This window comes from Streptomyces sp. NPDC006140, from assembly GCF_040628815.1.
Classification (GTDB): domain Bacteria; phylum Actinomycetota; class Actinomycetes; order Streptomycetales; family Streptomycetaceae; genus Streptomyces.
Genome location: NZ_JBEXTS010000002.1, coordinates 775,925 through 790,746 on the forward strand (window position 1 = coordinate 775,925; position 14,822 = coordinate 790,746).

Genomic DNA, 14,822 nt, shown 5'->3' on the forward strand with positions numbered 1-14,822 from the left:
GGAGGGAGTCAGTGGGAACGGGTGCCGCGGACCAGCCAGAGCGTGGCGGCCAGGCAGAGTGCGGAGACCCCGCACAGCAGCAGCGGTACCGCGCGGATCCCGGACCACTCGATGGCCTTGCCGAGCGCGGGCCCGGCGACGACACCTCCGGCCATGGAGGCCGCGATGACCAGGGCACCGGCGCGGCGGGCCCGCGGGGCGGCCCGGTTCAGCCAGGGCAGGCCGGTGGGGAAGATCGGCGCGATGAACATGCCGACACCGGCGTACGCGTACGGCGCCAGCGCCGGCACGGTCGCGGCCAGCAGACACACCGTCATGCCGGCGCACGACACGGTGATGATGGCCTGGGCGGAGAAGCGCAGCGCGAGCGGGGCGACCAGGAAGCGGCCGACGGTCATCATCAGCCAGTACACGGAGGTGGCGGTGGCCGCGACGCCCGCGCTGTAGCCGACGGTCTCCAGATGCGTGGGCTCCCAGCCGCCGACACCGGCCTCGACGCCGACGTGCAGCACGTAGAGCGCGACGAAGACGGCGAGCACCGAGCCGAGGCTCCGGCCGAGGACCGAGCCGCCGCCGGTCTCGGTGCCGGCCGGGAGCGGCGGGTCGTTCCGCACGCCCCGCAGGCACAGCAGCAACGGCAGGTTGGCGAGGGCGAAGCCGAGGAAGACGGCCGGGTAGTGCTGCGAGCCGACCGCGCCGATCAGGGCGGGGCCGAGCACGGCGCCGATGCCGAAGTGGGCGTTGAGGATGTTCAGCATCGCGGTCGAACGGTGGCCGAAGCCCACGGCGAACAGCTGGTTGAGCCCGTAGTCGATGCCGCCGAAGCCGAGCCCGGCGAGCAGGGCCGCCGCCAGCGCGGTGGGCCAGTGCGGCACGAGTGCGAAGCCCGCCGCGCCCACGGCCATCAGCAGGTAGGAGCAGCCCAGGAGGGTCCGGTTGCCGATCCGGCCGTAGAACCGGTCGAACAGCAGCACTCCGGCCACGCCGCCCACGAAGTGGGCACTGAGCGCGAGCCCCGCGGCGGAGGGGGAGAGCCCGAACTCCTTCCGGAACGCGGGCACGGCGGGTCCGTACAGGGCCTGCAGCGCACCGATGAGCACGAAGCCCACGCAGGAGGCGACCACGGCGGCCCGGCTGAAGACCGGGGCGGCGGCAGCCGGGGAGAGCGGCGCGGCACGCCGCGCGGTCTGCTGTTCGCTCACACGGACTCCGGGGGACGGCCCACCGGGGCGGGTGGGGGACAGGCGCGGACGCTGGAGCACAGGTGATGTTACCGGTAACATACGGGGCGTCAACATGTTTGTGACGGGGCGGGCGAGATGCTGCGCGGCTCCTGCCGGAAGCTAGGAACGGTCGGGCGGCGCCTCGTTCTGGGACGGGACGGCGTCGGGTTCCGCGAAGAACTGCCAGATCGTGATGATGGCGATGATCTGGCCGATGAGATACGCGACTTGAAGGGAGTAGTAGCGCATCTGGTAGACGGACAGGAGCAACCCCAGGCGGCTCTGCCAGTAGCGCCGCTCGCCCCGGAACGTGTCCAGGTCGAGCGCGATCGCGGTGACCGTGAGGACGAACAGCATGGTCGAGATCTGCAGCGCCAGGTTGGTGGCGCCCTCGCGGGTGAACCAGCCGACCAGTCCGTCGAGCGCGGCGGGCACGGCGAACGCGCACGCGACCGGGATGGCCTTGCTCGCTCCCCGGCGCCCCGGCAGCACCCGCCACAACGCGCCCAGGACGAAGCCGGCCGCGGCGAACGAGGCCGTCCAGGAGGCGAGCGTGGCTGTCAGGCCGGGCAGGCCGATCAGGTCGGAGAGCGTGTTCTGCCAGGCTTCCCCTCGAATCCAGTCGGCCCAGGTGTTGACGACGGCGGCCAGGAGCCCCGGCAGCAGCGCGAGGCGGGCACCTCGCACGCCGTTGCCCCACCAGTCGTCCCGGGGCCCGAGCGCCAGCGCCGCGTCCACCACGGACACGTCGGCCGGCAGCCGCTCGGGGGCCGTTCCGGGGACACTGATCACGACCCAGTCGTGCAGGTCCTCCAACTTCCGCTCCAGAGCGGCCCGTTCGGGCGGTACGTCTCCGAAGAGCCCCTGGTCCAGGCGGCGCAGCTCGGCATGGATCTCCCGGTAGGAGCGGGCCTTGGCCAGCAGCTTGCCGCGGGCCGTCGGACCCACCACCGTCGCCAGGGGCCGCCCCGACGTCTCGAAAGGCCGGGCCAGGACGGACCGGTGGGCCAGGAGCGTCGCCACTCCGTACAGCGCGAGCATGTAGAGCGGTATCCAGAGGGATTCGAGCAGGGCACTGCCGAGGTGGTTCTGGACATCCAGACCGGTCGCGATCGGGAAGAACGCGAGCAGCAGCAGACGGTCCGCCGGATCGTCCAGCGGCGACAGCGAGGCGGTGTCGTGCCAGGTGCGGAGGACCGCCACCGCGGCCAGGCTCGTGAGCAGCCAGGCGTGGTGGCCGATGAGCCAGCTGTCGACGTAGGTCACCGACCACATCGCCTGCCAGAGGAAGTCCGCCCGGTGATCCGCCCCGTACTCGGGATTCACCGGATCGGCCAGCCAGGCGATCCGCTGCCAGTTGCGCTCCTCCGCCACGGCGAAGCCCACCGCCATGAGCGCGGCGGCCACGAGGACCGCCGACAGGGCCGTGCCCAGCAGCAGTTGCCGGTCCTGCCCTGGGTGGCGGCGGCTCCTGGGCAGCATCAGCCCGTCGTCGGCCATGCGCCAGGCGGCGGCCGTGAAGGCGAGCAGGAGCAGCGCCACGACGCTGACGGAGCCGGCGGTCTGCAGGGCGAGGCCCGTCTCCAGCGGCCCGTACTCCTTCTCCGACACGAGATAGCTCGTCGGGGGCTCGACCACCGTCCACATCAGGGCGGTGGTCGCGACCGGCACGAGCGCCACGGCGACGACCGCCCGGCGGATGCGCGCCGGCGGCCGGGCGAAGAGGAGCAGCAGCGCGACGCAGGCCAGGGCGAGACCGTGCTTGACGGTGAGTTGGAGGTCGAAGAGAAGCGGGACTCTGTCCTGCAGAAGCCGGTCGATCAGACTCTCCGACTGAGCCAGCAGGTAGAGGGGGAGCGCCGCCAGGGCCCATCGCCGCAGGTTGCCCGCGCTGCGCCGCTGGGCGTCGGTCGGCAGGCCGGGACGGTCGCGGTAGCGCCGAAGCGCCGTCAGCAGCAGGGCGGATGTCAGACCGACCCAGAGCATGGAACCCAGGAGGTCCAGCCCCATGGCCGTCGGCTGATCTCCCCGGGCGGCCCAGGAGCGCTGCCATGACGGCCGCGTCGTGACGGTCACGCGCAACTCCTCGGGCATCTCCGCGTCCGCCCGGTCCGTCGCCTGCCCCACCCGGCCGGGACGCCACACCAAGGCGGTGGCGCCGTCGCCCGCTCTCGGTTCGGGCTCCGCCCGCAGGGCTCCGGGGCGTCCCGGATCCACGGTGATCTCGTCCCACCAGGCGCTCCGCAGGGCGGGCGGCGCCATGAGCTCCAGGGACCATTCCCCGTCGGCGGCCGGCTGGACCCGCCACACGCCCACCTCGGTGGCGGAGCTGAGGTCGACCCAGCCGTACGCCTCGTAGTCGACCTTGATCCTGCCGCCCGTCGACGTCACCGACGGATGACCGGAACGCCACTCGGACCAGCGCTCGGAGTCGGACTCGTGGGCGGGTTCCTCCGGTGTGCCCCTGCTGAGGCAGGACATGGCCCTGACGTAGCGGCTGCTGTCCTCGCTGAGCAGCAGATCGTGCGCGAGCGGCCAGGTGCCGGGGACGTCGACCGTGAGTTCGGTGACGACCTTCGTGTACGTGTGGTCTTCATGCTCCAGCCGCACCGAGGTCGTGACCTCGGCCCCGGTGAGTCCGGCACTCTCGCACCGGTCACCCGCCGACGACTCCACCGCCCGGGCGGCGAAGGCCCCGGCCAGCACGTACACCAGGCACATCACGACCGACACGACCCACGCGCACACGCGACTCATCAAAAAACCTGCCCCCCACAGGACGTCGTACGGCACATCATGACGCATGGCACTGACAGTGGCCGGGGCTGTCGGCCGACGGCCGCGGACGGCCGGGCTCGGGCGTGACGGACCGCTTGTCCGATGGGGAGCCCGCCCCGTGTCCGCGTGGAACCGGACGGGGCCGGGGGAGCGAGGGAGGGAGGACGCTCTGTCCTGCCGGTTCCTCGGGGCTTCCCCGGCGCTGCCCCGGTAGGTGCCGGCAAGGCGTCCCCCCACCCGCCCCCTCCGGAGCCTTGGCCACGGCCCCGCGAAACCCGGAGATCCACAGGATTGCGCCGGTGTCGATCGGGTACGCGAGCAGGACCGCGTCCGGGGGGAATCTGGCCCCGGGCAGGCCGCACGACCGCCGCTACCAGGGAATCTGCCATGGAGACACCCGCAAACGACCCCACGCCCACGCCCGCCCAGCGGGCTCTGGACGTCCTCGCCGAGAACACGGAGGACGCGGCGGCTCTGGACGCGCTCGCCAACAGCGACGTGCTCATCCCCGTGCCCGACGACGCGAACGACGCCGACGTCGCCAACCCCTCGGCGGTGGCCCTGCCGGTGCTGGAGCAGCCGGGCGGCGATCCGGTGGTGCCCGTGTTCACCTCCGAGATGGAGATGGCCGGGCTGCTGCCGTTCGTGTCCCGCTACCGTCTGGTACCGCTCGGCGCGCTCGCAGCGCAGTGGCCGGCCGACGACCTGTCGCTCACCATCGACGGCAGCTCCGAGCACCGCCTGACGCTCACCTCGGAGGGAGTGCGCACCCTGCTGGCACGCCCGTAGGGCGACCGGCTCCGTCCGGGCCCGGGCGGTCTACTCGCCCAGGGTCCGGGCCAGCGCGGCCCGCTGCAGCGGCAGCACCTCGGCGTGCAGGTCACGGCCCTTGGACGTCAGGGCCACCCACACTCCGCGCCGGTCCTCCGCACACACCGAGCGCGTCACCAGCCCGTCCTTCTCCAGCCGGGCGATCAACCGCGACAGCGCGCTCTGGCTGAGGTGCACCCGCCCCACCAGGTTCTGCACCCGGCACTGCTCGCCCTCCTCGGGCGCCGCGGTCGCGAGGATGTCCAGGACCTCGAAATCGGACGCGCCGAGGCCGTGCGGATGCAGCGCCCGGTCGATCTCGCACATCGTGCGCGCGTGCGCCGACAGGATGTCCCGCCACCGTTCCTCGAGCCGCGCACCAGCCGTTTTCGCTGCCATATGTGCACGGTAACACCGGTCACGGGGCTCCATGAGTGTGCATGCAGTGCCCGCGGCGGCAGGCCCACCCGGACCCGCCGCCCCTACGTCGACTCCCGCTTCACCAGCTCCGTCGGCAGGATCACCGCCGCCGGGTCCTCGCCCCCGATCTGCGCCAGCAGCACCCGGACCATCTCGGCGCTGATGCGGTCCCAGGGCTGTCGGATGGTCGTGAGCTCGGGGCGGGAGTCGAGCGCGGCCGGGGAGTCGTCGAAGCCGCCGACCGCGACGTCCTGCGGCACGCGCCGCCCGGCCCGCTGGAGCGCCGCCAGCACCCCTTGCGCCATCAGGTCGGAGGCGACGAACACCGCGTCCATGTCCGGGGCCTGCGCCAGCAGGCGCTCGGCGCCCGCCTCACCGCTGGCCCGGCTGTAGTCGCCGGAGACGACGAGCCGCTCGTCGAACTCCAGGCCCGCCTCCGCGAGCACCTCCTTGTAGCCGGCGAGCCGCTCGACACCGCCGGGCGTGTCCAGCGGACCGGTCACCATGCCCACCCGGCGCCGCCCGAGCGACAGCAGGTGGCGCACCATGTCCCGGGCGCCGTCGCGGTCGTCGGCGGCCACGTAACTCACCTTCGAGCCCAGCCCGATCGGCTTGCCGCACGCGACCAACGGCACACCGGCCCCGCGCAGCTGCTCGGCGACCGGGTCGCCGGAGTGGCTGGAGACCAGCAGCACCCCGTCCACGTGCCCGGCGGTGATGTACCGCGTGATGCGCCGCCGTTCGTCCTCCGTGCCCGCCAGCATCAGCAGCAGCGGGATGTCGTGCGCGGCGAGCGCCTGGGTGCAGCCGCGCAGCAGGACGTTGAAGTTCGGGTCCTCGAAGAACCGCTCCTGCGGCTCGGTGAGCAGGAAGCCGATCGAGTCGGACCGCCCGGTGATCAGGGAGCGGGCGTGCCGGTTGACGACGTAGCCCGTCTTGCGGATCGCCGCGTTGACCGCCTCCTGGGCGGCCGGGCTGACGTAGTGGCCGCCGTTGAGGACGCGCGAGACGGTGCCGCGCGAGACTCCCGCCTCGCGCGCCACGTCGTGGATCGTGGGCGGCCTGCGCCTGCCCCCCGCAGCGTTCATGGTCATGACTTTACGGCTCCGGAGAGCAGATCCAGACTCCAGAACCGCTGGATGACCAGGAAGAGGGCGATCAGCGGCAGCACCGCGAGGAACGCGCCCGTGATCACCAGGGTGTACAGCGCCGGGGTGTTGGCGCCCTGCTCCAGCAACGTGAACAGGCCGAGGGTGATCGGGAACTTCTCGTCGTCGCTGAGCATGATGTACGGCAGCAGGAAGTTGTTCCAGATCGCCACGAACTGGAAGAGGAACACCGTCACCATGCCGGGGATCATCATCGGCAGCGCGATCCGCGTGAAGATCCGCCACTCGCTCGCCCCGTCCATGCGCCCGGCCTCGATCACGTCGGCGGGCACCGCGGCGGCGGCGTAGATCCGCGCGAGGTAGACGCCGTACGGGAAGAGGATCTGCGGCAGCAGCACCGACAGGTAGGAGTCGGTGAGGTCGGCCTTCGCCAGCAGCAGGTACTGCGGGATGGCCAGGATCACCGGCGGCATCAGCACACCCGCGAGCAGCACGTTGAAGATCGCCTCGCGGCCGCGGAAGCGGTAGGTCGCCAGCGCGTACCCGCTGATCGCCGAGACGCACGTCGACAGCAGCGCGCCGAGCCCGGCGTACAGCGCGGAGTTGACCATCCACTCCCAGTAGACGCCGTCGCGGTAGGCGCTCAGGTCCTGGACGTTGTCGACGAAGCCCGTGCCGGGCAGGAAGGTGAAGGTGGAGAACAGCTCACTGCCGGACTTGGTGGCCGCGATGACCACCCAGGCCACCGGCAGCAGGCAGTAGAGGGCGCCCAGGAGCAGCGTGGCGGTCGGGACCAGGGCGATCCGGCGGCGCAGCGGCGGGCGGTCCTGGGCGGTGCCGGGGGTGCTGCCCGCCACCGGCTCGGCCTGGGGGACGGCAAGGGAACTCATCGAGCTGCCTCCTGCTTCTGACGACGGTTCGCGGCTCGCAGGAAGCCGAAGGACAGCACGAGCGTGGCGAAGGCGATGATCACGGCCTGCGCGGCGGCCCCGTGGATGTCGCCCTCGCCGAAGGCGTCCCGGTACACCTTCATCAGCGGACTCCACGTCGTGGACACGGAGTTGGTGAGCGGCTTGAGGGTGGTGGGCTCGTTGAACACCTGGACCGTGGCGATGATCGAGAAGAAGAACGTCAGCACCAGCGACGGAGCCACCATCGGGATCTTGATCCGCAGGGCGATCTGCAGCGGGGTGGCGCCGTCCAGCTTCGCCGCCTCGTACACCTCGGCGGGGATCGCCTGGAGCGAGGTGTAGATGACGATCATGTTGAAGCCGGTGCCGCCCCACACGGCGATGTTCGACAGGGCCAGGTAGAGCGGCCCGCCGTCCAGCAGGTCCGGCTGCGGCAGCCCCAGTCTGTCGAGCACGAAGTAGAAGGGGCTCACGTCCGGCAGGTACAGGAAGCCCCACAGCAGGGCCGCCACGACACCGGGGATGGCGTACGGCAGGAAGATCGCGAGCCGGGTGAAGGGGGCGAGCCGCACCTTCTCGGAGTCCAGCATCAGCGCGAACAGCAGGGCCAGGCCCAGCATCACCGGGACGACGATGCAGCCGTAGCCCAGCACCCGCAGGGTGCCGTTCACCAGCTCGCTGTCGGAGAGGGCGTCGGTGTAGTTCTCCAGGCCGGCCCAGACCTCCTTGCGGGCGCCGGAGCCCAGGCCCAGGCCCGAGACCTTCACCTTGCGGAGGCTGAGCCAGACCGCGTAGCCGATGGGCAGCGCGAAGAACAGGGCGAACAGGATCGCCGCGGGGAGGAGGAAGGCGTACGGGGCTCCCTTGACCCCGTACGACTGCCGGCGTGCCGTGCTTTTCACTCCGCGACCTCGAAGCCCTGCTTCTTCATGTCGGCGACCGTGTCGGCCTGCATCTTCTTCAGCGCGGCGCCGAAGTCCGACTTGTTCTTCGCGGCGGCGCCGAAGGCGTCCTTGAACGTGGTGTAGGCGACGTTCACGTTCGGGCCCCAGGCCGAGGGCGCGGTGGTCTCGGCGATGTCGGCGGCCTTGCTGTAGAAGTCGGCCTGGTGGGAGAAGTAGGCCGGCGGCTTGAGGAAGGCGCCGCTGGTCTGGGCGTTCTTGGCGGCCGGGTAGATGCCGCTCTCCTTGGCCAGCGCGTTGAGGGCGTCGCCGTCGGTGTTCAGCCAGGCGGCGAACTTCGCGGCGGCCTGCTGGTGCTTGGAGTCGGTGGTGACGGCGGTGGAGGAGCCGCCCCAGCTGCCGGTGCGGTTCTCGCTCGCGGACCACTGGGGGAGCGGGGCCATCGCCCACTTGCCCTTGGTCTCGGGAGCCGCCGTGGTCAGTGTGCCCGGCGCCCACACGGCGCTGACCCAGGCGATCTGCTTGCCGGTGTTGAGCGCCTTGTTCCAGGCCGGGGTGTACATCGGCTGGTTGCCGATGGCGCCCTCCTCGACCAGGCCGCCCCAGAACTTCGCGACCTTCTGCGTGGCCGTGTCGTCGATGGAGACCTTCCACTGGTCGCCGGAGGTCGTCCACCACTTCGCGCCGGCCTGCTGGGCGAGGCCCGCGAAGAGACCGGAGTCGTTGGCGGAGAAGGTCGTGAGGTCCTTGTCGGGAGCCTTCTTCTTCAGCTCACGGGCGGTCTCGGCGAACTCGTCCCAGGTCGTCGGCACCGTCAGGCCGTACTCCTTGAACAGGTCCTCGCGGTAGTAGAACATCATCGGCCCGATGTCCTGCGGGACGGCGTACACGGCGTCCGTGCCGAGCGTGGTCTGCTGCCACACCCCGTCGGCGAACCTGTCCTTCGCCCCGTCCACGTGCTCCGAGATGTCCGCGAGGGCGTCGTTGCTGACCAGCGTGGGCAGCGCCTGGTACTCGGCCTGCACCAGGTCGGGGGCCTTGCCCGCCTTGTGCGCGGTGAGGATCTTGGTGACCAGCGTGTCGCCGGACGCCTGCTTCTTCACCGTGACGGTGATCTGCTCCTTCTTGCCCGGCCCCTTGTTCCACAGGTCCACGACCTTGTCCATGCCGGGCGTCCAGGTCCAGTACGTCAGCGAGACCGGGCCCGACTCGGTCTCGCTGTCCCCGGACCCCGAGCTGCAGGCGGCGAGGGTGGTGGCGCCGAGCGTGAGGGCGACGGCGGATGTCACGAGGCGGCGGCGCTTCGCGTACGGCATGGATCTCTCCCCTGACCTGGGGTCCCCGCCTGCTGCGAGGACCTGCCATGCTTCTGTGAGCGTTCACAGTAGAGAAACATCCCGGACACTTGTCAATGCTTGTTGCTGTGCGGTTATGTTGGGCTCCGCACTGCCTCGCTGTGTGTGTACGTTCCCAATTGATCGATCGACCGGGAGACCATCCATGCCGGAGACCACCCCCACGGGCCTCACCGGGCTCGCCTTCGGTGGGGACTACAACCCCGAGCAGTGGCCGGAAAGCGTCTGGCAGGAGGACGTCCGGCTGATGCGGGAGGCCGGCGTCACGCTGGTGAGCGTCGGAATCTTCTCCTGGGCGCTGCTGGAGCCCTCACCCGGCGTGTACGACTTCGGCTGGCTCGACCGGCTGCTCGACCTGCTGCACGAGAACGGCGTCCGCGTCGACCTCGGCACCCCCACGGTGTGCCCGCCGGTGTGGTTCTACCGCGCCCACCCCGAGGCCCTGCCCGTGACGGCCGACGGCGTGCGCCACGAGTTCGGCTCCCGCGCGGCTATCTGCCACAGCAACGCCGACTACCGCACGGCCGCGGCCGGCATCACCACGAAACTCGCCGAGCGCTACGGCGACCACCCGGCCCTGGCCCTGTGGCACGTGCACAACGAGTACGGCGTCCCCGTCTCGGCCTGCTACTGCGACGGGTGCGCCGCGCACTTCCGCCGCTGGCTGGCGACCACGTACGGCACGGTCGACGCCGTCAACGAGGCATGGGGCACCGCCTTCTGGGGCCAGCGCTACGCGGACCTCGACCAGATCAACCCGCCCCGCCGCACACCGACGGCCGTCAACCCGAGCCAGGCGCTGGACTACAAGCGGTTCGCCGACGCCACCATGCGCGAGAACTTCCGTATGGAGCGGGACATCCTGCACCGCCTCTCACCGGGCGTCCCGGTCACCACGAACTTCATGACGGCGCTGAGCCAGTGCGACTCCGTCGACTACTGGGCCTGGGGCCGCGAGGTCGACCTCGTCACCAACGACCACTACCTGATCACCGACGGCCGCCGTACCCACGTCAACCTCGCCATGGCCGCCGACCTCACCCGCTCCGTCGCGGGCGGCGCCCCCTGGCTGCTGCTGGAGCACTCCACCTCCGGCGTCAACTGGCAGCGCCGCAACCCCGCCAAGGCCCCCGGCCAGATGGCCCGCAACTCCCTCACGCACGTGGCCCGCGGCTCCGAGGGCGCCCTGTTCTTCCAGTGGCGCCAGTCCCGGCGCGGCGCCGAGAAGTTCCACTCGGCGATGCTCCCGCACGGCGGCACCGACACCCGCGTGTGGCGCGAGGTCGTCGAACTCGGCACGTCCCTCGACACCTTGAGCGAGATCCGCGGCACCCGCACCGAGGCCGACGTGGCCGTGCTCTGGGACTGGCACTCCTGGTGGGCGCAGAACCTCGAGTGGCGCCCCAGCGAGGACCACGACGCCCGCGAGCGCGCCGACGCCTTCTACGAAGCCCTCTACGACCGCCACCTCACCGTCGACTTCGCCCACCCGGAAGCCGACGTGTCGAGGTATCCCCTTGTCGTCGTACCGGCGCTGTACTTGATGACCGAGACGGCCGGGCGCAACCTGAAGGCGTACGTCGAGAGCGGAGGCACCCTGGTCGTCTCGTACTTCTCCGGCATCGTCGACGAGCACGACGCCGTCCACGAGGGCGCCTACCCGGGCGCCCTGCGGGACGTCCTCGGCCTCACGGTCGAGGAGTTCTCCCCGCTGCTGCCCGGCGAACGGGTGCGGGTCACCGGCCCCGAGGGCACCGAGCTGGACGCCGACGTGTGGACGGAGTTCGTCGTGCCCCGCGGCGCCGAGACCGTCCTGACGTACGCCGACGGCCTGACCGCCGGGCGGCCCGCCGTCACCCGGCACCGACTCGGTGAGGGCACCGCCTGGTACGTCTCCACCCGGCTCGGCGCCGACGGCCTCGACACGCTGCTCGGCATGGCGGGCGAGGACGCCGGGCTCGCCCCCCGCGCCGACCTGCCCCGGGACGTCGAAGTGGTCCGCCGCACCGGCGAGTCGGGCACCTACCTCTTCGCCGTCAACCACGCCGGCTCGGACGCCAAGGTGCCGCTGGAGGCCCCCGGCACCGAGCTGCTGACCGGCGAACGCGCCGCAGGCCGCCTGGCGGTCCCGGCCGGAGCCGTCCGGGTCGTCCGGCTCGACGGCTGAACCGACTCCCTCCGCCCGCGCGAGCCACGAGCCGCGGGCGGAGGGGCTCTTCCGCCCCGGCTGCGGGCGGGAGGCACCCCCACCCCCACGTCGAAGGGACGACGGACGACGATGTTCCATCCCAGACGCACCCTCCGGGCCCTGCTGCTCCCGCTCGCCGCCGGGCTCGCCCTCACCGCCCTGCCAGCCACCACCGCCCACGCCGCGAGCACGCTGACCAACGGCGGCTTCGAGGCCGACGGTGCCGGCGCGGCCACACCGGGCGGCTGGTCCGAGTACGGCGACACCGGCGCCTCGTTCACCGAGTCCGGCGGCCACGGCGGGAGCTACCGCCTGAGCCACTGGGCCTCCACCGCCTACAAGGTCGAGACGTACCAGCACCTGTCGGGGCTCACCAACGGGAACTACAAGCTCACCGCCTGGGTGCGCTCCGGCGGCGGACAGAGGTCCGCCTACATAGCGCTGAAGAACTGCGGCGGCGCCGAACAGCGCACCGACCTGCCGGTCTCGGCCGGCGGGTGGATCCGGATCGTCGTGCCGGTCAATGTGACCAACAACCAGTGCACGATCAGCATCAACAGTGACGCGAACGCGGGCAACTGGATCAATGTTGACGACCTGACCTTCGCATCGGGTACGTCCGGTACGTCGATCAAGGGCGCCGACGTCTCGTCCCTGGCCAAGAGCGAGGCCAAGGGCGGCGTCTACCGCAACAGCTCCGGCACGGCCGGCGACGCCCTCGCGATCCTCAAGTCGTCCGGCATGAACTACGCCCGCCTCAAGGTGTGGGTCGACCCGGCCGACGGCTACAACAACAAGGCCCGCGTCCTGGCCACGGCCAAGCGCGTCAAGGCGCAGGGCATGAAGCTGCTGGTCGACTTCCACTACTCGGACTTCTGGGCCGACCCCGGCCGCCAGGACAAGCCCGCCGCCTGGGCCGGACACTCGTACAGCCGGCTCAGGACGGACGTGTACAACCACACGTACGACGTGTTGAACGCCTTGAAGGCGCAGGGCACCACCGCCGACATGGTCCAGGTCGGCAACGAGATCAACGGCGGCATGCTGTGGAACGAGGGATCCACCTCCAACTGGACGCAGCTGGCCGGCCTGCTCAACTCGGGCTACGACGCCGTCAAGGCGGTCAACTCCTCCACCACCGTCGCCCTGCACCTCGCCGAGGGCGGTGACCTGGCCGGCACCCGCTGGTGGTTCGACAGCGCCCGCACCAACGGCGTGAAGTTCGACGCGATCGGCCTGTCGTTCTACGGCTACTGGCACGGCACCCTGGCCGAGTTCCAGACGACCCTCGACGACGCGGCCTCCCGCTACGGCAAGCCGGTCTTCGTCGCCGAGACCGCCTACCCGTTCCGCCTCGACGGCGAGGACTCCCACGAGAACATCATCAACACCAGTGACGAGCTGGTCTCCGGCTACCCGGCGAGCGTGTCCGGCCAGACCCGGTGGATGAACGACATGATGAGCATCGTGGAGGCCGTCCCGAACGGCCGCGGCCTCGGCATCTTCTACTGGGAGGCGACCTGGACCGCGGTGAACGGCAACGGCTGGGACCCGACCGACGCCTCCTCCGGCAACGCCTGGGAGAACCAGGCGCTGTTCGGCTACGACGACCGGGCCCTGTCATCGATGTCCTGGTTCCGCCACCGCTGACCCGCTCCTGGTCGAACTCCTTTGTGGCGTACGGCAGTTCCGTATCGGTCAACGATACGGAACTGCCGTACGCGGCGGCTTCGACTGCGCCACAGTGGGAAGACGCGGTGAGAGGACGAAGCCGCGAGGCAGGGGCACGACATGCTGAGGACTCCCACGGACGAGACGCGCCTGCGCATCCTGGCCTGGCTGAAGGAACCCGGCCCCGCCGCCGACGGGGTCACCGCGGACGCCGTCGCCGAGCGGTTCACGCTGCCGCGCCCGGTCGCGATCACCCACCTCCGGCTGCTCGAAGCCACCGGCATGGTGCGCACCAGCCGGTCCGCCGGCCGCGTGCGCTACCACCGCGACGAGATGCGGATCGCCGAGGTCGCCCGGATGTTTGAGAAGGGCTGGTAGGCGACCCGGTACGGCGGAATCTCCCCCACGGTGAAGGACACGCGCGCAATGGACCGTCCCACGGCACTCGACCGTCCCACGGCACTCGACCGTCCCACGGCACTCGTCCCACGCCACTACGTCGCGGTGGGCCACGGCCCCGAGGACGTGGTCGCCGACCCGCACGGACGCGTACTGACCGGCCTGGCGGACGGCCGCATCCTGCGGCTGGACGGCCTGGCCGATCCGGTCACCGCCCGTGCCGAGCCGGTCGCCGAGACCGGCGGCAGGCCGCTCGGCCTCGAACTCCTCCCGGACGGCGACCTGTTGGTCTGCGACGCCGAACGCGGACTGCTGCGCGTCGACACCGGCGACGGCACGGTCCGCGTCCTCGCCGACTCGGTGGCGGGGGAGCGGCTGCGGTTCTGCAGCAACGCGGTCGCCCTCTCCGACGGCAGCGTCTACTTCACCGTCTCCAGCCGCCACCACCCCCTGGAGCACTGGATCGGCGACATCGTCGAGCACACCGGCTCGGGACGGCTGCTGCGTCTGGCCCCCGGCACCGACACCCCCGAGGTGGTGCTGGACGGACTGCAGTTCGCCAACGGGCTCGCCGCCGGGGCCGACGAGTCCTTCCTCGTCGTCGCCGAGACCGGCGCCCGCCGGCTCACCCGTCTCCGGCTCACCGGGCCCGGGGCCGGGCGGAGCGAGCCCTTCGCCGAGAACCTGCCGGGCATGCCCGACAACCTCTGGCGCGGCGGCCCCGACGGACCGGTCTGGGTCGCGCTGGCCGGGCCCCGCGTCCCGCCCCTCGACCTGCTCCACCGCACCGGCCCCGCGGTGCGCCGCGCCGCCGCCCGCGTGGCCGTGCGCGCCCCGTTCCGCCCCACCGGCACGATCGCCGTCATGGCCTTCGACGACGAGGGCCGCGTCGTCCACCACCTCGCCCGCCGCCACTCCGGCTACCGCATGGTGACCAGCGTCTGCGAGGCGGCCGGGCACCTCGTCCTGGGCAGCCTGTGGGAGCCGGGCGTGGCGGTCTGCGAGCCGCCCTCCCCGACATGACCCCGGCCCGCCCCGGGGGTTAACCTGAACGCC

Annotated in this window: 12 protein-coding genes; 5 read left to right on the plus strand and 7 right to left on the minus strand. The window is 71.4% G+C overall.

The genetic code is table 11. The features are described 5' to 3' along the window. Positions 1-8 precede the first annotated feature (8 nt). Positions 9-1,202, minus strand: a complete 1,194-nt coding sequence (locus ABZ386_RS08660; RefSeq protein WP_358964312.1) for an MFS transporter — start codon at positions 1,200-1,202, stop codon at positions 9-11. A gap of 141 nt (positions 1,203-1,343) precedes the next feature. Next, positions 1,344-4,028 (minus strand): DUF6185 family protein, encoded by a 2,685-nt coding sequence (locus tag ABZ386_RS08665; protein WP_358964313.1) that lies wholly within the window; start codon positions 4,026-4,028, stop codon positions 1,344-1,346. A gap of 360 nt (positions 4,029-4,388) precedes the next feature. Here ABZ386_RS08665 and ABZ386_RS08670 point away from each other — a divergent pair, with 360 nt between their 5' ends. Beyond that, the gene (locus ABZ386_RS08670; RefSeq protein WP_358964314.1) at positions 4,389-4,790 is read left to right on the plus strand and encodes an SseB family protein; all 402 of its coding nucleotides are present in this window, start codon (positions 4,389-4,391) and stop codon (positions 4,788-4,790) included. 30 nt (positions 4,791-4,820) lie between these two features. Here ABZ386_RS08670 and ABZ386_RS08675 read toward each other — a convergent pair whose 3' ends face one another. From ABZ386_RS08675 to ABZ386_RS08695, 5 genes are all read right to left on the minus strand, one after another. Further along, a complete protein-coding gene (locus ABZ386_RS08675; RefSeq protein ID WP_351344088.1) occupies positions 4,821-5,210 on the minus strand; it encodes a MarR family transcriptional regulator in 390 nt (129 codons plus the stop codon). Between the two features lie 83 nt (positions 5,211-5,293). Then, positions 5,294-6,325 carry a LacI family DNA-binding transcriptional regulator gene (locus ABZ386_RS08680; RefSeq protein WP_114250262.1) on the minus strand — a complete coding sequence of 344 codons (1,032 nt, stop codon included), beginning with the start codon at positions 6,323-6,325 and terminating at the stop codon, positions 5,294-5,296. Beyond that, complete coding sequence (locus ABZ386_RS08685; RefSeq protein ID WP_355724001.1) at positions 6,322-7,230, minus strand: carbohydrate ABC transporter permease; 909 nt, start codon at positions 7,228-7,230, stop codon at positions 6,322-6,324. The genes ABZ386_RS08680 and ABZ386_RS08685 overlap by 4 nt, the downstream gene beginning before the upstream one ends. Further along, the gene (locus ABZ386_RS08690) at positions 7,227-8,153 is read right to left on the minus strand and encodes a sugar ABC transporter permease (protein ID WP_356503665.1); all 927 of its coding nucleotides are present in this window, start codon (positions 8,151-8,153) and stop codon (positions 7,227-7,229) included. The genes ABZ386_RS08685 and ABZ386_RS08690 overlap by 4 nt, the downstream gene beginning before the upstream one ends. Continuing rightward, positions 8,150-9,469, minus strand: a complete 1,320-nt coding sequence (locus tag ABZ386_RS08695) for an extracellular solute-binding protein (protein ID WP_358964315.1) — start codon at positions 9,467-9,469, stop codon at positions 8,150-8,152. Before ABZ386_RS08695 ends, ABZ386_RS08690 begins: the two co-directional genes overlap by 4 nt. Before the next feature lie 184 nt (positions 9,470-9,653). Here ABZ386_RS08695 and ABZ386_RS08700 point away from each other — a divergent pair, with 184 nt between their 5' ends. The 4 genes from ABZ386_RS08700 to ABZ386_RS08715 all read left to right on the plus strand — a co-directional run bounded on the left by ABZ386_RS08700 (position 9,654) and on the right by ABZ386_RS08715 (position 14,789). Beyond that, complete coding sequence (locus tag ABZ386_RS08700; RefSeq protein WP_358964317.1) at positions 9,654-11,675, plus strand: beta-galactosidase; 2,022 nt, start codon at positions 9,654-9,656, stop codon at positions 11,673-11,675. 111 nt (positions 11,676-11,786) lie between these two features. Then, entirely contained in the window at positions 11,787-13,346 is a 1,560-nt protein-coding gene (locus ABZ386_RS08705) for an arabinogalactan endo-1,4-beta-galactosidase (RefSeq protein WP_358964319.1), read from the plus strand. Positions 13,347-13,487: 141 nt separating this feature from the next. Then, complete coding sequence (locus ABZ386_RS08710; protein ID WP_114250256.1) at positions 13,488-13,745, plus strand: winged helix-turn-helix domain-containing protein; 258 nt, start codon at positions 13,488-13,490, stop codon at positions 13,743-13,745. A gap of 48 nt (positions 13,746-13,793) precedes the next feature. After that, positions 13,794-14,789: an SMP-30/gluconolactonase/LRE family protein gene (locus ABZ386_RS08715; protein WP_356617568.1), complete on the plus strand. Its 996-nt coding sequence runs from the start codon at positions 13,794-13,796 to the stop codon at positions 14,787-14,789. Positions 14,790-14,822 lie beyond the last annotated feature (33 nt).